This window comes from Paenibacillus ilasis, from assembly GCF_043195395.1.
GTDB classification, from domain to species: Bacteria; Bacillota; Bacilli; order Paenibacillales; family Paenibacillaceae; genus Paenibacillus_AQ; species Paenibacillus_AQ lautus.
The window spans coordinates 2,402,510-2,422,924 of the sequence record NZ_JBHDJG010000001.1; the positions used below are offsets into that span (position 1 = coordinate 2,402,510).

At 51.4% G+C, this 20,415-nt stretch carries 14 protein-coding genes; all 14 read left to right on the forward strand.

The window, feature by feature from the left end; genetic code table 11:
* Nucleotides 1-106 precede the first annotated feature (106 nt).
* The 14 genes from ACETK5_RS11125 to ACETK5_RS11190 all read left to right on the forward strand — a co-directional run bounded on the left by ACETK5_RS11125 (nt 107) and on the right by ACETK5_RS11190 (nt 20,080).
* The gene (locus ACETK5_RS11125) at nt 107-1,495 is read left to right on the forward strand and encodes an aminotransferase-like domain-containing protein (protein ID WP_394055630.1); all 1,389 of its coding nucleotides are present in this window, start codon (nt 107-109) and stop codon (nt 1,493-1,495) included.
* Between the two features lie 119 nt (nt 1,496-1,614).
* A complete protein-coding gene (locus tag ACETK5_RS11130; RefSeq protein WP_394055632.1) occupies nt 1,615-2,736 on the forward strand; it encodes a flavin monoamine oxidase family protein in 1,122 nt (373 codons plus the stop codon).
* Nucleotides 2,727-3,698: a zinc-binding dehydrogenase gene (locus tag ACETK5_RS11135; protein ID WP_009595427.1), complete on the forward strand. Its 972-nt coding sequence runs from the start codon at nt 2,727-2,729 to the stop codon at nt 3,696-3,698. The genes ACETK5_RS11130 and ACETK5_RS11135 overlap by 10 nt, the downstream gene beginning before the upstream one ends.
* Nucleotides 3,699-3,722: 24 nt before the next feature.
* On the forward strand, nt 3,723-5,030 hold the full coding sequence (locus ACETK5_RS11140) for an MFS transporter (protein ID WP_207797461.1): 1,308 nt from the start codon (nt 3,723-3,725) through the stop codon (nt 5,028-5,030).
* 182 nt (nt 5,031-5,212) lie between these two features.
* Nucleotides 5,213-5,497 (forward strand): hypothetical protein, encoded by a 285-nt coding sequence (locus ACETK5_RS11145; RefSeq protein WP_394055634.1) that lies wholly within the window; start codon nt 5,213-5,215, stop codon nt 5,495-5,497.
* Nucleotides 5,498-5,544: 47 nt separating this feature from the next.
* Complete coding sequence (locus ACETK5_RS11150; RefSeq protein ID WP_394055636.1) at nt 5,545-6,507, forward strand: ABC transporter permease; 963 nt, start codon at nt 5,545-5,547, stop codon at nt 6,505-6,507.
* 24 nt (nt 6,508-6,531) lie between these two features.
* A complete protein-coding gene (locus ACETK5_RS11155; protein WP_009595429.1) occupies nt 6,532-7,416 on the forward strand; it encodes a carbohydrate ABC transporter permease in 885 nt (294 codons plus the stop codon).
* Between the two features lie 124 nt (nt 7,417-7,540).
* Complete coding sequence (locus ACETK5_RS11160; RefSeq protein WP_394055639.1) at nt 7,541-9,136, forward strand: extracellular solute-binding protein; 1,596 nt, start codon at nt 7,541-7,543, stop codon at nt 9,134-9,136.
* Between the two features lie 323 nt (nt 9,137-9,459).
* Nucleotides 9,460-11,784 (forward strand): AraC family transcriptional regulator, encoded by a 2,325-nt coding sequence (locus ACETK5_RS11165; protein ID WP_394055641.1) that lies wholly within the window; start codon nt 9,460-9,462, stop codon nt 11,782-11,784.
* A 269-nt stretch (nt 11,785-12,053) separates the two neighbouring features.
* The gene (locus tag ACETK5_RS11170) at nt 12,054-14,654 is read left to right on the forward strand and encodes an exo-rhamnogalacturonan lyase family protein (protein WP_394055642.1); all 2,601 of its coding nucleotides are present in this window, start codon (nt 12,054-12,056) and stop codon (nt 14,652-14,654) included.
* Between the two features lie 74 nt (nt 14,655-14,728).
* Nucleotides 14,729-15,463, forward strand: coding sequence for a DUF1961 family protein (locus ACETK5_RS11175; protein WP_394057396.1), 735 nt, complete (start codon nt 14,729-14,731; stop codon nt 15,461-15,463).
* A 57-nt stretch (nt 15,464-15,520) separates the two neighbouring features.
* Nucleotides 15,521-17,788 carry a rhamnogalacturonan lyase gene (locus ACETK5_RS11180; protein WP_394055644.1) on the forward strand — a complete coding sequence of 756 codons (2,268 nt, stop codon included), beginning with the start codon at nt 15,521-15,523 and terminating at the stop codon, nt 17,786-17,788.
* 191 nt (nt 17,789-17,979) lie between these two features.
* On the forward strand, nt 17,980-18,777 hold the full coding sequence (locus ACETK5_RS11185) for a polysaccharide deacetylase family protein (protein ID WP_394055646.1): 798 nt from the start codon (nt 17,980-17,982) through the stop codon (nt 18,775-18,777).
* 28 nt (nt 18,778-18,805) lie between these two features.
* Entirely contained in the window at nt 18,806-20,080 is a 1,275-nt protein-coding gene (locus ACETK5_RS11190; RefSeq protein ID WP_394055648.1) for an FG-GAP-like repeat-containing protein, read from the forward strand.
* Nucleotides 20,081-20,415 lie beyond the last annotated feature (335 nt).

Consider the following 20,415-nt stretch of genomic DNA (forward strand, 5'->3'; position numbering starts at 1 on the left):
CAGGTCTCTCTTTTCGGGGGAGGTAGTGTAATAAAGGGCCCAAGGGTATAATAAAACATACCTTGTTTCTATAACTAGCGAAATATGAAAAAGGATGCCGATGATCATGCCGATTAATTCGTTTGAAAACTATCCAATGAGCTGGAAACCAACGATTGATAAAAATCAAAAACCCATTTATAAAGCACTCGCAAGGCAATTGTATCAGGATATTGTAAACGGAGTTTTATTACCAGGAACAAGACTTCCCTCGCAGCGTGAACTGGCCGATTTTTTAGACTTGAATTTGAGCACGATATCAAAAGCGTTTAAGATGTGTGAGTTGAAAGGCTTGTTAAGTGCAGCAGTTGGTAGTGGAACATTCGTATCGTACGATGCGTTATCGAATGCGTATTTACTCGAAGACGCAAAGCCGAAACTTTTAATCGAAATGGGAGCAACGCTGCCAGATAATGCTTCATACGAGCCGTTGCTGCTTCAACTGAAGAGCATGCTGCAAGAAACGGATTATGCAAAGTGGTTTGGCTATGGTCGGGCAGGCGAAAGCCTCTGGCAAAAGGACGCAGCTATTAAGTTAATCCGAAGAAGCGGCCTTGAAACAACAGTTGATCGTATTTTATTGGCTAATGGTGGTCAAAACGTGATAGCGGCCACACTAGCAAGTCTATGCAAGCCTGGAGACCGCATTGGTGCCGATCCTCATACTTACCCTGGCTTAAAAACAGCTGCAGCGATGCTCAGTATCCAGATTGTACCGATAAAGTCGGAGAACAATGAAATGAGTCCGACCGCTTTGGAATATGCGTGTAAAAATGACAATATTAAAGGTATTTACTTAATTCCAGATTATCATAATCCGACAGCTAGCACGATGTCTGTAGAGAATCGCAAAAGGATTGCAGCACTTGCTAAACAGTATAATCAGTTCGTGATTGAGGATGCGGCTTACAGTCTCCAATGCGAAAAACCGCTTCCAGCAGTCGCGTCCTTTGCGCCAGAGCGGGCCATCTATATTGCGAGTTTATCCAAATCCATCGCACCGGGGTTGCGACTAGCTTATGCAGCCGTTCCGGATCCCTTTAAGGAGCCAATCTCGAAGGCGCTATATAATTTAAATGTATCCGTTTCGCCGTTATTTGCTGAACTGGCAGCCCGTACGATTGTATCCAATCAATTCGAAAGCTTAATTCATGGGCACCGGGAACAAGCCATTCGCAGAAACCAAGTCGTAAACCGATATTTGGCAGACTATACGTGCTTGGGGGTTGAAACAGGTATCTTTCGTTGGCTGCTGTTACCAGGCATGATCTCAGGCGCCGAGTTCGAAAGGCTGGCAGCACAGCAAGGGGTACAAGTGTATGCGGCTGATCGATTCGTTGTGGGGAATAGCTCCCCAGAGCGGGCTGTAAGGATTGCTGTCTGTGCACCAGAAACACTTGAAGAACTAGAGGAAGGATTAAGGATTCTTCAACGTTTACTTCAAGAGCTGACTTAATAGAAAAATTGTTTGCCATACAATTATAATATTGTGTGGTTTTTTTGTGCGTGTTATGATGGGGCAAATCTAGTTACAGGGTAGGGAACAGCCCTTTTTGCAGGAAAAGAGGACACGATATGAACAATCAAGTGGTTATTGTTGGAGCTGGATTAAGCGGCCTTCGGGCTGCTTCTCTACTTCATGTGAATGGCATCTCTTGCAGGGTGCTCGAGGCTAGAGACCGGGTTGGCGGCAGGGTCTTGAGCACTTCTGTTCTAAATCGGCCGGAGCTGGGCAAGTATGACCTTGGACCGACATGGTTCTGGCCGCAGTATGAGAGCAAGATTACCAATCTGATTAAAGAACTAAACTTAGGAACCTTTATTCAGTATACCAATGGGGCGATGCTGCTGGAACGGCTGCATAACGAAACACCAGAGCGATATATGCTCCCAGACAACGGAAATGCAAGCTCGTTCCGATTAACAGGAGGCATGCAATCACTTATTGATGCATTAGCGAATGCGATACCTCCCGGGACAATCGAGTTAGGAACACGAGTTAGAGCTTTGGGGCTCGATAAAGGTGGTGCAATCACGATTGAAGCAGAGCTTGCAGATGGAGAGAGAAGACAAATTTCAGCAAGCGCGGTGATCCTAGCCCTGCCGCCTCGGATTGTAGCGCGACATATGGAATTCTCGCCGCCACTTCCTCCAGAACTGATTACTGATCTTGTCAACAAACCTACGTGGATGGCAGGACAGGCCAAGGCAGTTGTCATCTACGATCGTCCGTTTTGGAGAGAACTGGGGCTCTCCGGTTTCGCATCGAGCCGGGTCGGACCCTTGCAGGAAATCCATGATGCTTCTCCTGATAGAGGCTCCGCTGGAGCGCTATTCGGTTTCTTCGGAATACCAGCAAAAGTACGCCATGAGCTGGGGCAGGAGGAGTTGAAAAAACGAGTCGTTGGCCAATTGGTTCGGATGTTTGGACCCTCGGCTCATCAAGTAAGCGATTTTCTTTACAAGGATTGGTCAGAAGATGACGAAACCGCTGTTGAAGAAGACTTCAATCCGCTTTTAAATTATCCGGAATACGGTCAACCGTCGGTAGCTGGGGGATGGGAGAAGAAAGTCTTCTTTGCTGGTACAGAGACGAATTCGCAATTCGGCGGGCATTTGGAAGGAGCACTTCGGTCAGCTGAAAAGGCGGTTTCAGAGATTTCCAAATGGATAGGAGGTAATGAACGATGGACGTGATGAATGCCATACAAATTCCGTCCAAAGGGGAAAAAATGAGATTAGTGAAGATCCCAGTGCCACAGCCTGGTGATGGGCAAGTACTGCTCCGAGTAGAAGCGTGCGGAGTATGTCATGGAGATTCGGTCGCGATTAGAGGGGCTTCCCCAGAATATCCCCGCATTCCAGGCCATGAAGTCATTGGTAGAATTGTGCAGTTTGGCGCCGGTTCGACGAAGTGGAACATGGGTGACCGTGTGGGCATTGGATGGCATGGTGGGGACAACCACGTAACAGGCCTGACCATCAACGGCGGTTACGCTGAGTATATGGTTGCCTATGAGGATAGTTTGACAAGCATCCCGGATGAATGGTCCGCAGTAGAAGCAGCACCGCTTATGTGTGCAGGTGAAACAACATTTAGTGCACTTAGGAATAGTAAAGCTCGACCTGGCGATCTTGTAGCTATTCAAGGCATTGGCGGACTAGGGCATCTGGCGGTTCAGTACGCCCAGAAAGCGGGGTTCCGAACGGTCGCGATTTCGCGCGGAAGTGACAAAGAAGAACGGGTACGTCAACTTGGAGCGCATCACTACATTAATTCAGAGATGGAAGATCCAGCTTTGGTGCTGCAGGCTTTAGGAGGAGCCAAAGTCATTCTTGCGACTGCGCCAAACGCCAAAGCGATCTCTTCTCTAATCAGCGGGCTTGGATCGGATAGTGAGCTCATTATTGTAGCTGGCTCGGGTGAGCAACTGGGATTTTCGGCAAGTGATTTCTTAAAAGGGCAGATGACGGTTAGAGGCTCCTTTACTGGACATGCTCAAGAAATTCAGGAAGCCGTTAACTTTAGCATGCTTACGAATGTACGGCCTATAGTCGAATGCTTTTCGCTAGAACGCGCAAGCGAGGCCTATGACAAAATGATGTCGGCATCCACCCGGTTTCGAGCCGTTCTCCATATTTATGAAAGCAATTTATAGAAACAGTAGAGGTGGAGTTCATACATGTCGATCCAGACGGCTTCCGTTACAGAAAAAATAGAAAGCATGGGAGAATCACTGAGGCCCTATGTGGATTCCCCCGAGAAGCAGCGTCAGTTGCACAAAAGAACGATGATTATCGTAATTGTCTCTCAAATTTTTGGCGGGGCGGGATTGGCTGCGGGCATCACGGTAGGGGCGCTGCTTGCACAGGATATGCTCGGAACGGACAGCTATGCCGGCGTTCCGACCGCATTGTTTACATTAGGCTCTGCTGCCGCGGCCCTAATCGTCGGTCGCTTGTCCCAACGCTTAGGGCGTCGTGCGGGGCTGGCTGCCGGCTTCTTAACAGGCGGACTGGGTGCTGCAGGCGTTGTCTTGGCAGCCGTCCTCCATAATATAGCGCTGCTCTTTCTTTCGCTGCTGGTTTATGGAGCAGGGACGGCAACCAACCTGCAGGCAAGATACGCCGGTACGGATCTGGCACTCCCGACAAGACGGGCCCAAGCCATTAGTACGGCGATGGTCTTCACGACCTTTGGTGCGGTTGCCGGGCCGAATCTTGTAAATATGACAGGCCGGATAGCGACTTCTCTTGGCGCTCCTGCGTTATCCGGTCCATTTATGCTGGCAGCTATCGCGTATATTGTAGCAGGATTAGTACTGCTCATTTTTTTGCGGCCTGATCCTTTAATCGTGGCCAAAGCCATCACAGAGGTTCAAATTGCCAAAGATATTCAGAATAACGCTCAACCATCGCATACTTTGGAGGCGAGTGTTAATAAACGGGGGATCATCGTTGGTGCGTCGGTGATGGTCCTAACCCAGGTTGTTATGATTGGCATTATGACCATGACACCGGTTCACATGAAGCATCACGGACACGGACTAGGGGAGGTTGGCATTGTGATCGGAATCCATGTTGCAGCCATGTATCTACCATCGCTGCTAACGGGTGTTCTCGTTGATAAGTACGGAAGATTGCCAATGTCCTATGCCTCCGGCATTACTCTGCTTTTGGCGGGTTTACTAGCTGCATTTGCACCCGGAGACTCTATGGTACTGCTCATTCTTGCGCTTGCGCTTCTCGGATTGGGGTGGAACTTTGGCTTAATTAGCGGGACAGCAGCGATAGTCGATGCCACGCCTCCGCAAATACGTGCGAAGACTCAAGGAACTGTGGACGTGCTTATCGCTCTGGCTGGTGCATCCGGAGGTGCTTTGTCGGGCATGGTTGTAGCTCAGTCCAGTTATTCGACACTCTCCTTGGCCGGAGGATTTCTATCCCTGCTTCTTATTCCAGTTGTCTTGTGGTCCCGGAGAAAAGAGTGATGACAGAGATTCAAAAGCTGTATGCGTTGAAACGTCAATAAAATGGAACGCTTATTATTAAAATAGCCCGGCATGCCGACGCAGAGCGCGGCCAAATGTAACCAAACGCATCAGATACACATGTTCCAAACGGGCATCTCTATCATAAAAAGCAAATTATAGAGTCCATCGTGGACTAGCATATGAAGTCGCCATCAGGCGGCTTTTTTGTTTTAAGTGATAAGAGCTTCCGAGCTGAGGACAAGACTAAAATACCACAGCGTGAATATCAACTGCTCGAAGAGGGGCCGATGTTCGAACCACGGTTGACCCGAATGGACGCCATCCAACCGTTTTATACCGAGCTATCCACGTCTTACCACTCGTTTGCCGACTTTGCACTTTCTTTAAAAATGCCGAATACCAAGGCTTTTTTACTCTTCAAAAATGTCTCATTGCCGGAAAAGAAAGCGCTGCTGCATAATTAGGCCACACCGCTCGCGAGGCGATGAACGACATATGGAGGTGGAGACTGATGAAGCAAGTTACGGCTCGAAGGGATTTCCCGCAACCGTTCAAGCGGGCGGATCACCGCACAAGCTTCGCGGCAAGGCTTCGCAGGGACAAATGGCTATACCTGTTGCTGCTCCCCGGCTTGCTTTATTTTTTGGTTTTTAAATATGTGCCGATGTGGGGGGTCATGCTGGCATTTCAAAACTATCAGCCGTTTACCGGATTTTTGAAAAGCGAATGGGTGGGCTTTGAGCATTTTCGCCTGTTTTTTAACAATCCCGAGTTTTTGATGCTTCTGCGCAATACGCTGTTGTTATCATTTTATAATCTCATCTTCTTTTTTCCCGCTCCGATTATATTGGCACTCCTGTTAAACGAGGTGAGGCTTTCCTTCTTCAAGCGCACGATTCAAACGATGATTTACGTTCCGCATTTTATTTCGATGGTAATCGTGGCAAGCCTAACGTACGTGTTCCTAACCACGGAAGGCGGCACCGTCAACGAGCTGCTTTTCCAATATACGGGGAACAAAATCCAATTTCTGTCCGATCCGTCATGGTTCCGCCCCGTTATTATTTTGCAGACGATCTGGAAGGAATGCGGCTGGGGAACGATTATATTCCTGGCGGCGCTGGCGGCCGTTGACGTAGAGCAGTACGAGGCAGCGACGATTGACGGGGCAAACCGGTGGAGGCAAATCTGGCATATAACACTGCCGGCGATCCGCAGCACTATCGTGATTCTTTTGATTTTGCGGATGGGCAGCGTGTTGGACAATGGCTTCGAACAAATATATTTGATGCTGAATCCGCTCAATCGCTCGGTAGGCGAAGTGTTCGACACCTACGTATACGCGATGGGTATCACGCAAGGCGCTTTTAGCTACAGCACGGCTGTCGGGCTGTTTAAATCGGTTGTCGGCGTCACGCTTGTGCTCGGCACGAACTGGCTGGCGAAAAAATTCGGCGAATCCGGGCTGTACTAATAAGCAAGAAAGGGGAATCAATCTATGGCCAAGCATTACAGAACTGCGGCCGGTGTCACGTTCGACGCTGCCAATTATATCGTGCTAACGTTGTTCGGGCTGGCTGCCGTGCTCCCTTTCATTTACGTGATTGCGGGCTCCTTTGCATCGGACGCGGAGTTAACGTCAAGAGCGGTATTTTTCATACCCAAAACATTTACTTTAAATGCTTACGAGTTTATTTTTTCGACGGATACGATCATGAAAAGCATCGGCGTCTCCGTCTACATAACGGTCATCGGCACGCTCGTTAACTTGTTTTTCACGGTCACGATGGCCTATTCCTTGGCCAAGAGAGGATTGTACGGCCGGAATCTGGTGTTGAATCTCGTCATCTTCTCTATGCTGTTCGGTGGGGGGATGATACCGACTTATCTGGTCGTCAAGGAGCTGCACCTGCTTGATTCGCTTTGGGCACTCATGCTGCCTGGCGCGATCAGCGCATTTAACCTGATCATCGTCAAAAACTTTTTCCAGGAAATTCCGAAGGAGATCGAGGAGGCTGGCCGGATCGACGGCTGCTCCGAGCTTGGCCTCTTAGGGCGGATCGTGCTGCCGCTTTCAATGCCTGTCCTTGCTACATTTACGTTGTTTTACGCCGTCGGGCATTGGAACGACTTCTTTGCGGCACTGCTGTATATTAACGATCCGGAAAAATGGCCGCTGCAGGTGATGCTGCGCCAGATCGTTCTGCTGTCGCAAGCGGCCGCAGGCGATTTGAACTCGATGGACCCTAATTTTGTGAAGCCGCCGGATCAATCGATCAAAATGGCCGTGATCGTCGTCGGCACGATTCCGATCCTGTGTGTGTATCCGTTCCTGCAAAAGCATTTCGCCAAAGGCGTCCTGCTTGGCTCGGTGAAAGGCTAAAGCTTGTTTTTCCAAGTGTGTGATTCCGCCTGGCTCTGCTGTTTATACCGAGACCCACGGATTGTTTTGCTTGGAGCTCGCGCGGTTTTGCAATATGATTCTAATAATAAAGGGAGGCTATTTAATGAAGAAAAAGACAATGAAGGCGAAGCGTGCTTCCACATTTCTAATTCTAGGCACGGTTTGCATCGTATTGCTGGCAAGCTGCTCGTCCGGCAATAACAACGGGGGCGCAGACTCTTCCAACAATTCGACGGCGGCTCCGCCTGCAAGCGCTTCCGCAGGATCGCAAGAGGCGTTTAAGCTGAACATCATGCTCCCGATTTTTAAAACGAACTATCCGAAGGACGACAGTCCCGTAGCGGCCGAGCTCGAGAAGCTGACGGGCACGGACATTCATTTCGAATGGGTGCCTAACGCTTCGTATGCCGACAAATTCAACATTACGCTCGCATCCGGCAATTTGCCGAAAATCATTTACGTACCCGACTCGAAGGGTCCCAGCTTCGTGAGCGCAGTGAAATCGGGGGCGTTCTGGGATTTGACCGACAAGCTCAAAAATTATCCAAACCTCGGCCAGGCCAGTGAAGTCATCCTGAACAATTCCTCGATTAACGGCAGAACGTACGGCGTATATCGCGGACGCGAGCTTGGCCGCAACGGCGTTTATTACCGTCAGGATTGGCTGGAGAACGTCGGCCTTGAGCAGCCGAAAACGATCGATGATTTTTACAACATGCTGAAAGCGTTCAAAGAGAAGGATCCGGACGGCAACGGCAAGGACGACACCTACGGACTGGTTATGGTGAAATGGACGGCCGGCTGGGGAGCGGGCTTCGACCAGATCAAACTGTGGTTCGGTGCACCTAATGTATGGGGTGAAAGGGACGGCCAGCTCGTACCGGAGTTTGAATACGACGAATATCTCGAAGCGCTCAAGTTCATGAAAAAGCTGTATGACGAAAAACTCGTCAACCAAGATTTTGCCGTCATGGACTCGGCGAAGTGGACGGATCCGCTCGTTAACGGACAAGCCGGCGTGATTATCGACGTCGTGGACGGAGCGGCTCGAGTTGATGACAAAATCAAGGCGGCGAACGTGGCAGCAGGTACAGACTCAAGAGAGCATTACATGGACGTGTTCGGCGCCGTAATCGGTACGGATGGACAAATTCGTACGCTGCCTACCTCCGGTTTTGCTGGCCTATTGGCCATTCCGAAGTCGAGTGTAAAGACCGAGGAGGAGGTCGATCGTATTTTGAAATTTCTAGACCAGCTGAACGAGCCTGACCTGCAGACACTGACCAGCTTCGGCCTTGAAGGCGTGCATTATACAAAAATCGATGATACAACACTGGAAAGAAGCACGGATGCGGTGCTCCTCGAGTCGGAAGTCGAAGGGCTAAACCAAATGGTACCTTACATTCCGGAAGGCAAAGGGCTGCAGGTGGCTCAGACGCCACTTCGATTAAAGCAAACAGAGGTCCAAATGAAAAACCGGGAAACGATCGTCACCAATCCGGCGGAGCCGTTTATTTCTGAGGTGTACTCGCAAAAAGGACAACAGCTAGGCAATATTATTAACGACGCCCGCATTAAATTCATCGTCGGCCAAATCGACGAGCAAGGCTGGCGCGATGCAATTGAATTGTGGAAAAAATCAGGCGGGGACGATTACGTTAAGGAAATCAACGAGCTGTACGCAGCATCCAAATCCTAGGTGAAGTCATTCTAAGCAGTTTCGTTCAGAGGAAAAAGAGGCCTGGTGCCTCTTTTTTCTCTATAAAAATTATCTTTCCAGGGGGCCAGCAAAGTGAATGTATCCGATAAGCAGCCAAGACACGCCTTATGGTGTTGATTTGGATTCCTCTGTTTTTTGAACAATGTACTCTGAAAATATGCAGGTTTTATGGATAGGACCGCGTTATCCTTATTAAGGAAGTCGGTTTTTTTAGTTTTATGAATACGCTTACATATCTGAAAGGGCGAAGAACCGCCTGGAGGAAGGCAAAACTAATTTTAGATATGGTTGGTGAGCAGACGATGAATGGATGGAAGACGTTATTGGCCCGCTTATCCGGCAGATCCGGCAGCTTCTATAGGAAAAGCTTCATCATGTTCCTGTTCGTTGCCGGTATTCCCGGCATCATAACGGGGGTTCTCGTTTATTCGATGGCGGGTGGTAAGCTGGAAAAGGAACTGTTGAAGCTCCATAATAACCAGATTGAGCAGCGGTCGCAGAACCTGAATAAACAGCTGTCCAATCTCGAAATGATGCTGGCGCATTGGGCATTCGATACGAGTTTCGATTATTCGCTCAGCGATCGCGACTTCGTGCGCGATTTCGAGAAGACCCGCGATATTACGAATACGCTGCTCGTCATGCAAGGCTCCAATACGATGATTCGTAACGTCAGCCTCTATTTGCACGGAAGCCAGCCAGTATTGTTTTATCCGGAGTATTCCGCTTTGAATGACGCAAGAGTCATATCGCTATACGACCGTCTGCTCGACGCGGGAAAAACGACGTATTGGACACAGTTAACGCTTGATCCCGATCAGCCTGGAAAACGGGAATTGACGTTTGTACATCTTGTTCCCGGCGGCAGCCAAAAACCGATGGGGGCTTTGATCGTTCGCTTGGACAACGAACAAGTTGCGGAGGCGCTGCAGACCATTACACCTTATGCCGACGGCGAAAACTTTCTCATGGAGCCGGGTGGAGATCTATACGTATCCGCTAACGGGAGCTCGATCGACTCGATGTTTGTAAAGGCAGTCAGGAGCGAGGTCGAGTCAAACGGGAACACGGAAGGTTCGTTTCTTTATGAATGGAACGACAAAACCTATGCGGTCACGTACGGTTATTTCGCACGGATCATGGATAACTGGCTGTACGTGTCGGCTTCGCCGATCACCAATATTACGGCCCCGGTCGTTTTTATCTCCAAAGTCATTTTGACGGTTAGCTTGAGCGCTCTCTTGCTGGCAATGCTGCTTGCTTGGCTTGCATCGATCCGCATGTACTTGCCCGTCAAACGGCTGATGATGGATTTGCTGCCGAGTGCCTCCTTGGCGGGAGGAGGCCGGGAGGACGAGTTCACGCTAATTGAGCGGCAATGGCAGCATTTAAACAGGGAGAGTCGAGAGCTGAACGCAAAGCTGCTCGAGCAGCTGCCGCACGTGAAGGAAAGCTTTCTCCATCAACTGCTGCACGGCTATTTGTACGCCTATACGGAGGAGGATCTGCGGTCAAGGATGGAGCGTTATAAATGGCAGGTATGCGGCAAGCAGTTTGTCGTGCTGTACGTACAGCTTACCGGAATTGCGAGCATGGAAGGGAAATTCAAGTTTGGCGACGAGGGACTGGTCACCTTTGCGTCCGTCAACATGATCGAAGAGCTGGCGGATTCGTATTTCGAGCAAAGCAGCACGATCAACTTCCATGATCTTGGATCGGGAGTGCTGCTGATCTTGCCGGAAGGGGAGCCATATGCGGAAGCAATCAAATCGTTCAGCGAAGAGCTGGCACAGACGGTTAATCGATTGCTGAACATGGTGGTAACGGTGGCGATCAGCAGGGGTACCACTCGTGTGAGCGACATCCCGCTCGCATTTGAGGGTGTGAAGCACGCAGCCAGCTTCCGCAAATTCGATAACGACAACCAGATCATCGAAATGGAACAGCTGAATTTTGAGGATTCGTCCGAACCGCAGTATCCGTTTACGTTGGAAAGAGAATTTCTTCAGGCGCTTCGGACCGGGCAGGAAGCGGACGCCCATGCCTTGCTCGTCGAGTTCCAGAAAGCGCTGTCCGCTAAAGGGGCTAAAGCGATAGACGTTCAGCAGGGAATGCTTCATTTGCTAGGTTCCGTTCAGCATGCGATTCTCGTATCCGGCATTCAGCCGAATCGCCTGTTCAAGGGCGCCAATCTGTATGAGCAGCTTTCCCAGGTCAAAGAGCCTGCAGGTGCAAGGGAATGGTTCCAAGTGAAGGTGATCGCCCCCTTCATGAAGGAGCTGACGAGCAGGACGGATGGCCAGGTGAAACGGCTGATCGAGCAAGCCATGATTTATTTGCAGCAAAACTATATGCGTGACATTTCGCTCGACAATTGCGCTGAACACATCGGCACGAACCCGTTTTTCCTGAGCAAATCATTCAAACAGGTAACGGGCAAAAACTTTATCGATTATTTGACCGAGCTGCGCATGGATAAAGCGAAGGAGCTTCTTCGGGAATCGGAGATGAAAATTAACACGGTCGCCGAACAAGTCGGATATCGGCACAGCTATTTTAATCGGATCTTTAAAAAGCTCGAGGGCATGACGCCCACCCGTTACCGTGAACTAAGCCGGGCGGAGTAGGAAGTGTATTGCAGAAATAAAATCGGAGGAGCAGCCGGCAGCAGGTTCTTGATACGACCGCTGCCGGCTTTGTTGTGATGCGCAAGACCGCGAAGCACCAGGGCACTAGAAGAACCCTATCGTGCAATAAAGTGCAATTCTCACGAAAACGTGCAATATAGGCCGGCGGATGTCATCAAGAAAGTGCCATTGCCGGGAAAGCTGCGGCTCTCTACAATGAGGGCGTTGCAGCAAGACGGAAACCAACAAAACGTTTAGGAGATGATTCCATGAACGACACGCGAGTCACACTGCGTTGGTTAAAGGCAGCCGCAGATATTCCGGCTGGGGTGACATGGGGAATGCCGTGGAAGGAGGGAGAGCTTTCGCGGGACGATCGCTTGTCGCTGCACATGGAGGAAGGCACCGCCCCCGCACTGCAAAGCTGGCCGACTGCTTATTGGCCGGACGGCAGCGTCAAATGGACGGCGCATGCAGCTGCTTTTCAGGCTGGTGCACCACAGGGATACTCCATCGTGAAGGGATATCCCGAACTTTTCAAGGCAGCGGCTTCGTTGTCCGTACGTGAGACGGAGGATGGCTTTACCATCGACACGGGCGTTCTTTCCTTTCGGGTACCGAAAAAGGGCAGCCAAATGATCGCGGATGTTCACCGTAATGGCGTCAGCATCAGCTCATGCGGCGAGTTGATTGCCATCAAGGAAAGCATAAGCGAGCTGACCGGCAGCCGAACGATCCGGGAAGAACGATATCATTCCCAAATCTACGAGGCGAAGGTGGAGCAGGCAGGTCCGGTACGAGCGGTCGTCAAGCTGACGGGCCGACACCGGGCCGTAAACGGAACCGGTGAATGGCTTCCTTTTTCGCTTCGCCTGTACGCTTACGCCGGTCTGGAGTCGATCCGGATCGTGCATACGTTTTTTTATGACGGCAATCCGAATCAAGATTTCGTGAAGGGACTCGGTATCCGTTTCAGGCTGCCGATGCGTGGGCCGCTGTACAACCGCCACATTCGGTTCGCAGGTGATACCGGTTTTTTAAGCGAATCGCCGAAAACGCTCCATTCGCGGCGCACAACAGGCAAATATTTGGAGCTGTTCAAGCGTCAGCTCAACGGGGAAACGCTGACCGACGAAGACATGGACGACGAATCCTTCATGAGCCTGCTAGGCGACTCCGCATGCTGGGACGGCTTTAAGGCGACACAGTTCTCAGCCGACCATTACCTGATGGCCAAGCGGACCAAGGCAGGCTGCAGCTGGCTCAAAGCCGCCGAAGGCCGCAGATCACGCGGGGTCGCGTACGTCGGCGGACCAGGCGGTGGTTTGGCTCTTGCGATCCGTAATTTCTGGCAAAAGCATCCTTCCGGCTTGGAGGCACACGGCCTTACAGAGGACGAGGCGCAGCTGACCGCTTGGTTCTGGTCGCCGGAAGCGCCGGCCATGGACATGCGCCATTACGATACGGATACGCATGTTGAGTCTTCTTACGAAGGTGCAGAAGAATTGCGTGCAACACCTTACGGCATCGGCAATACGAGCGAGCTGACGATCTGGTTCCGGACGTCGACGCCGTCGCCGGTTGAGTTAGAGGCATATGCGAGCTATAACGAATCGCCGCCGCAGCTTGTATGCGAGCCTGCTTATTTACGAAGCCAGGGCGCATTCGGCATCTGGAGCTTGCCGGACCGGGGAGCGCCCACCAAGGCTTGCCTTGAAGAGAAGCTGGACGGCATCATCGCCTTCTATCAACGGGAGGTCGAGCAGCGGCGCTGGTACGGGTTCTGGGATTACGGCGATTTCATGCACAGCTACGATCCGGCCCGTCACGTCTGGAATTACGACCTCGGCGGCTGTGCATGGCAGAATACCGAGCTGGTTCCGAACATGTGGCTGTGGCTGATGTTTTTGCGCTCCGGACGCGAAGATATTTTCCGGATGGCGGAGGCGATGACGCGCCATACGAGCGAGGTCGACGTCTATCATTTCGGTGAATACGCCGGGCTCGGCTCCCGGCATAACGTCGTCCATTGGGGCTGCGGCTGCAAGGAAGCCCGGATCGGCATGGCCGGCCTGCACCGATACTATTATTATTTGACGGGAGACGAGCGGATCGGTGACATGATGGACGAAGCGAAGGACGCTGATTATACGACCGTTCATATCGACCCGATGCGCGCCTATTTTCCGAAGGACGAGCATAAGACGCATATCCGGGTCGGTCCGGATTGGGCGGCATTCAGCTCCAACTGGATGACCCGTTGGGAGCGCAAAGAGGATACGTTTTACCGCGACAAACTGCTTGCCGGCATTCAATGCATTAAACAGGCGAATTTCGGTCTGATCTCCGGTCCGACTTACGGTTATGACCCGAATACCGGCTTGCTCACGTCGATGGGCGACGACAATTGGGGCCGCCATCTGGCGTTATGCATGGGCGCGCCGCAGGTGTGGTTCGAGCTGTCCGGCATGCTGAAGGATAAGCAGTGGGATGAAATGATGGCCGATTTCGGTGTTTTCTATAATCTCTCGCAGGAAGAAAAGGATCGGATCACGGGCGGTGCGATCAGCACGAAACGGTTTGAGCATCCCGTCCTGACGCTGGCCCTCGTCGCTTACGGCGCTTGGTACCGTAAGGATAAACGTACAGCCGATTTTGTCTGGTCGACGCTGCTGAAACATCCTTTTGCCACGACCGACCTCAAGAAGGACGCAGCTGATGTTACGTACGTTGACGAGCTGAAGGAGATTGACTGGATGAACACGAACGAGGCGTCGCAATGGTCGCTGAACACGATCATTAGCCTGGAACTGATCCCCGATGCATTGCCTGACCATACAGGCTTGGCCCGCCAGGAAGCTAATGTCTAACGCAGCGCGGTTACCGCTCGTCTCGTCGCTGAAGTGCGATAACCCAGACCTGGGAAGAAAGGAGCATGAATACGATGACAACGGGTCAACCAACCGAAACAGGGGCCATGCATGCTGCTGAAAGCCCGCTTATTCCCGAAAGTTGGCGTGCGATATATGCAAACCCGTTCGCCAAGCCCGAGCATGTCGCGGATTTTCGGATGGAGGGAGAAGCAGCCGTTACGTTTCCTTTGGGACGGATGCGGCTCGAAAGCGTCCGCGACGAGGCGGAGGGACAGCGCGCCAATTTCGTGCTGTGGTGCCCGGAGGATTTTCCGGCGGACGCTGCTATCTCATGGGATTTTTGGCCGGTCCGCGAGCCGGGCCTGGCGATTATGTTTTTTAGCGCAAGCGGCACGGAAGGCAGGGATTTGTTCGATTCTTCAATCAAGCCACGGACAGGAGAATACGTCCAGTATCATCACGGCGAAATGAATGCCTTCCATGTTTCTTACTTCCGGAGGAAGTGGGCGGAGGAGCGAAATTTTCAAACATGCAATTTGCGTAAAAGCTACGGTTTCCACCTGGTCGCGCAAGGTGCCGACCCGATTCCAAGCGTCATGGACGCTGTCGGGCCATATAAGATGCTCATCGTCAAGGACGGCCACCGCATTACGTTTGCCATTAACAACCTTCCGGTTTTCTCGTGGGAAGACGACGGCGAGACGTACGGGCTTCCGATCGCTGGCGGAAAGCTTGGTTTCCGCCAGATGGCGCCTATGATTGGAGAATATGCGAATTTGACCGTTTATGCCGAAAGCAAACCGTAATTTTCACAGCGATCTCCATAATTACTGCCAAAGCCCATTAAGGAGGGGTGTCTATTTATGAAAACCGTCCATGAGCAGCACGAGTATGATGCAAAGAAGTTATCCGGGATTCAGCTGGAATATCTGAACCGGGGGTTGGTTGCAGCTGCGACAACGGAAGGAATATTTCTCAGCTGGAGATTGCTCGGGAATGAAGTGACCGGCTATAGCGGTAACGGAATGATCGGCACCCATTTTAACCTGTATCGCAATGGCGCCTGTATCGCAGCTATCCACGACAGTACCAACTATTTGGACCCCGGCGGGACGCTAACATCGGTTTATTATGTTTGTGCAGTTGTGGATGGACGGGAAGTTGACCGTTGTGCCGACGTCACTCCCTGGGTGGGTGCATACTATGAATTACCTTTGCGAAAACCGGCTGACGGAGTCACGCCGACTGGCCAAATCTACACCTATGCGGCAAATGATATGAGCGTCGGTGATGTAGATGGCGACGGTGAATATGAGTACTTTGTGAAATGGGATCCGTCCAATGCAAAGGATGTATCGCATTCCGGCTACACCGGTCCGGTATACATCGACTGCTATAAGCTGGACGGAACGCTGCTCTACCGGATTGAGCTTGGTGTGAACATTCGGGCGGGTGCTCACTATACACAGTTTCTGGTCTATGATTTTGACGGAGACGGGAAAGCCGAGCTGATGTTTAAGACAGCACCCGGTACAAAGGTCATAAGGTACGATCAGGAAGGAAGAGTATCCTCCGAAACCTATATAACCATGCCTCCGGAGGATATAGCTGCCGGGTACAGTCATCAGGACGACTATCGAATGAGCAGTATGGACTACTATAAGCATATTGTCCAAATGTTCATGCGCTGGCACTCGCATGAGGAGGTCGTGGCGAAGCGATGGCCCTCCACGCTTGAAGAGTGCTTTGGGATCGAGCGTCGTTACAATTATCCATTGTCGAGGGAGGATGCGGAGCAGCTTGCCGATTACTTCCTCGACGTGTATGCTCCCCGTCGGAGCGGGCGCAACAACTTGAGGTCATTTGAGGGATTCATTCTTGATGGGCCAGAGTATTTAACCGTGTTTCATGGACAAACAGGCGAAGAATTGGAGACGATCCACTATAAACCGGGACGGCATGACGATGGCCTGATGTGGGGGGATTACTCGTGGAATCGCATTGAGCCAGGCAATCGTGTGGATCGATTTCTAGCAGGCGTAGCCTATTTGGACGGTAAACAACCGTTTGCGATCTTTGCTCGCGGCTATTATACTCGAGCTGCTGTTGCAGCCTACGCTTGGGATGGAACACGCTTGAAGGAGAGCTGGTTCGTTGACAGCGGCTGGGTTTCGATGAATAATCCTTTTCATGATACGCTTCGTCAGGAAGACGGCCGAAATGAGAATTTTGGCAGCCTCGCTAAACAAGGGGCGCATTCCTTAAGCATTGCAGATGTGGATGGTGACGGCTGCCACGAAATTATTTACGGAGCCGCTACCATTGACCATGACGGATCCATTTTATACAGCTCCCGGGGCATAATGCCACCGGAAAGCAAGGCACCTGGTAAAATCGCCAAGCTTGGTCATGGCGACGCCCTTCATGTAGCGAACGTTGATCCAGACCGGCAGGGATTGGAGATTTTCATGGTGCATGAAAGCGGCGACTCGGGACCTTACGGATACACGCTGCGTGATGCGGCTACTGGCGAGGTATTGTACGGCGGCTTCGCAATCGATGATGTGGGGCGCGGGATGATCGGAGAGGTTGATCCGAACCATAGGGGACTTCAAACATGGTGCAGCGAGGGTTATGAAAGCGATGAAGCCTTCGGATTGAGAACATGTAAAGGAGACCAAATTGCAAAACAGATTCCGGGCACGAACATGAGTATCAAGTGGTCAGCCAACATGACAACCCAGATCATTAACGGCAGATTTGACGAGCCTGTTACGATCGACGATTGGAAACAAGGCAGGCTGCTTACAGCAGAAGGTGCGGTTTCCAATAACGGAACGAAGGGAAATCCTTGCCTTGTCGCTGACGTTTTCGGAGATTGGAGAGAAGAGCTGCTGGTCCGAACAACGGATAGCTCGGCGATTCGGATCTACCTGAGCACCGAGGTAACAAACCGCAAATTATATACGTTAATGCATGATGCGCAGTACAGAACCGGTATCGCATGGCAGAATGTCGTATATAACCAGCCCTGCTACGCAAGCTTTTATTTTGCATCCGACATCGATTGGGCGAAGGTTCCAATCCCAAGTCTATATCTACCCCGTGTATGCGAACGTAATTGCAACTAACGACCCGTGAGGGTCATCCATGTTTTTTGATGTAAATGCTTTGGTTCGTATAGCTAGAGGGTAGACGATTCGAACTCGGGCCGTTTCTCACTGAAACCAGGTTATCCGTCTGCTGGCTCCGCTCATATCCGAATACGGAAATTTGCAGAAGTATGCCTGCAGTGGAGCATATACGCAAAGGAGGAAAGAGGATGCCGAACATTTTGATGTGCTTTCCGGAAGGGCGGCACAAAGCGTTAACGATGAGTTACGACGACGGCCGCTTCGCCGATCGGCGGCTGGTAGACATATTTAACCGGTATGGGCTTAAAGGATCTTTTCATATCAATTCCGGACTACTCGGAACGCCGGATAGGGTGGGGGCAGATGAGGTCAAAACGCTCTATGATGGTCATGAGGTGTCGGCGCATACGCTGACCCATCCGACGATCGCTCGCTGCCCGAACGAGCAAATCGTGCACGAAATCATGGAAGATCGGCGTCATCTGGAACGTATCGTGGGCTATGCGGTGCGAGGGATGTCGTATCCCAACGGCTCTTACAATCGCAGAATCAAAAAGATGCTGCCGGGTCTCGGCATAGAATATGCAAGAGTCGTTGCCGGTTCAGGGCATTTCGGAATGCCGGACGATTTTCTGGAATGGCAGCCGACATGCCATCATAATCGTGAGCTGATGAAGCATGCGGAAACCTTCGTCAGCTTGCACAAAAAGCAATACCTGTATCTGATGTACGTATGGGGCCACAGCTACGAATTCGATAATGATAACAATTGGGAGCTTATGGAACAGTTCGGCACCTATATGGGAGGCCATCCGGATATTTGGTATTGTACGAACATTGAGTTTGTTGATTACGCCAAGGCATTCGAAGGACTGAAGTTTGCAGCTGACTTGGATTTCGTCTACAACCCTTCAGCGTTAAGCGTTTGGTTGAACGTGGACGGAGAGATCGTCGAAGTGAAAGGCGGCAAGCAAATCAAGTTGTAATGAGAAGAGAGGAATGGAGGGATATCGGATGAACCAAGTGATGACAAAAGAACCTTTGCTCATCGGCATGCTGGATATACGGGCGGCAGGTCCACGCTGTAAAATGCTGCTCGGCGACTTAAACGGAGATGGCCGGATGGAGATGCTGCTCGTGCAGCCCGACAACCGCCAGGACGTTCGTTATATTCCCCATCAGGTGCAGTGCCTCACTGCGTTCGATCTGGAGGGAAATCTGCTCTGGCAGACGGGAAAGCCGGATCCAGGAGCAGGCAGTCAAGGCTCGGATTATCCCGCACAAATTGTCGATATCGACGGAGACGGCCGTTTGGAGGTGCTGTGTGTTATGGACAGCCGGCTCATCGTCATTAACGGGCACGACGGAAGCGTTAGGTCTTCCCATGAGCTCCCGGACCCTGAGGCGCACGACTGCATAATCATTGCGAATTTGACGGGCAGCCCGCATGGACGAGATTTCATTCTAAAGGATCGTTATCACCGCATGTGGGCAATGGACCGGAACTTCAATTTACTCTGGACGCACGAGGGCAACCCGGGCCATTTCCCTTGGGCATACGATTTGGATGGCGATGGATACGACGAAGTGATGGCCGGTTATACGCTGCTGGACCATGACGGCACGCCGTTATGGAGCTGCCGCGAATTGGACGATCACGCCGATTGCATTTGGATCGGTGATGTAAACGGCGACGGAGAGCCGGAGCTTGTGATCGGAGGCAGCGTTACGGTCATGTATGACCGTAACGGCACGGAATTATGGCGATACGAAGGCTCAGTCGAGTCACAACATATAGCGCTCGGGCGCTTCCGAAGCGACTTGCCGGGAATGCAAATTGCCGGATTGGATCGGCTCGTGAGAGAAGACGACAGCAAGGGCTTCATTGGCAAAGACGCCTTATTCCTGCTGGACAGCAGCGGACAAGAGGTGTGGAAAGAAGACCGCAAAACACCCGGCTGGCTTACGATTATCGAGCCCTTGAGCGGGTGGGCGGAAGGCGCCCCAGACTATATTTTGGCATACCGTCGCGGTGGGGGCATCTTCCCAACATTGTATGACGGTCATATGAACGCCGTCGTGGAGTTTCCTTCCGAGGGTTATGCCGTCCATGCCGACCTATGGGGCAGCGGTACGGAGCAAGTCATTATTTACAACAGCGAAACAGCGTCCATATATTCAAGCAAACCTGCGGATCTGAGCGAGTTCCCTTCAGGTATCCCACTGCCGCAGCCGAAACGCTTGTCCAACTCGACATTGTATCCGGGCGGGGAAGTTCCCATGTTCTAATTTGCAAGCTATTACCTAACAGAATAGAGCGGACCGACATCATACGACGCATGACCGAAAACATGATGGAAAATCCATCGCAGCGTCGGCGCGAAGGGGGCCAACCAGGGCAAAACAGAATGTGACACATCATAAGTGTTAACGGCGACGATGAGGGCAAGTAGAACTTGTGTCGGACGACAACAACTTGATTACTTTGAAAGTCGCATGATATGCGGCTTTTTTGTTATAAGTATGTCCGGCAATACGGATACAGGGGAGGGGCGGCAAATTACACCGTTTCCGAAGCCGACCCCAGTTCCAGCATTGACGTATCCATGGAAGATTACGAATAG

Bases quoted from the DNA above. Each gene is read 5' to 3' on its own strand.
- ACETK5_RS11135 (WP_009595427.1), top strand. From the start codon at position 2,727: ATGGACGTGATGAATGCCATACAAATTCCGTCCAAAGGGGAAAAAATG.
- ACETK5_RS11175 (WP_394057396.1), top strand. From the start codon at position 14,729: ATGACAACGGGTCAACCAACCGAAACAGGGGCCATGCATGCTGCTGAA.
- ACETK5_RS11190 (WP_394055648.1), top strand. From the start codon at position 18,806: ATGAACCAAGTGATGACAAAAGAACCTTTGCTCATCGGCATGCTGGAT.
- ACETK5_RS11160 (WP_394055639.1), top strand. From the start codon at position 7,541: ATGAAGAAAAAGACAATGAAGGCGAAGCGTGCTTCCACATTTCTAATT.
- ACETK5_RS11165 (WP_394055641.1), top strand. From the start codon at position 9,460: ATGAATGGATGGAAGACGTTATTGGCCCGCTTATCCGGCAGATCCGGC.
- ACETK5_RS11185 (WP_394055646.1), top strand. From the start codon at position 17,980: ATGCCGAACATTTTGATGTGCTTTCCGGAAGGGCGGCACAAAGCGTTA.
- ACETK5_RS11180 (WP_394055644.1), top strand. From the start codon at position 15,521: ATGAAAACCGTCCATGAGCAGCACGAGTATGATGCAAAGAAGTTATCC.
- ACETK5_RS11130 (WP_394055632.1), top strand. From the start codon at position 1,615: ATGAACAATCAAGTGGTTATTGTTGGAGCTGGATTAAGCGGCCTTCGG.
- ACETK5_RS11150 (WP_394055636.1), top strand. From the start codon at position 5,545: ATGAAGCAAGTTACGGCTCGAAGGGATTTCCCGCAACCGTTCAAGCGG.
- ACETK5_RS11155 (WP_009595429.1), top strand. From the start codon at position 6,532: ATGGCCAAGCATTACAGAACTGCGGCCGGTGTCACGTTCGACGCTGCC.
- ACETK5_RS11140 (WP_207797461.1), top strand. From the start codon at position 3,723: ATGTCGATCCAGACGGCTTCCGTTACAGAAAAAATAGAAAGCATGGGA.
- ACETK5_RS11145 (WP_394055634.1), top strand. From the start codon at position 5,213: ATGAAGTCGCCATCAGGCGGCTTTTTTGTTTTAAGTGATAAGAGCTTC.
- ACETK5_RS11125 (WP_394055630.1), top strand. From the start codon at position 107: ATGCCGATTAATTCGTTTGAAAACTATCCAATGAGCTGGAAACCAACG.
- ACETK5_RS11170 (WP_394055642.1), top strand. From the start codon at position 12,054: ATGAACGACACGCGAGTCACACTGCGTTGGTTAAAGGCAGCCGCAGAT.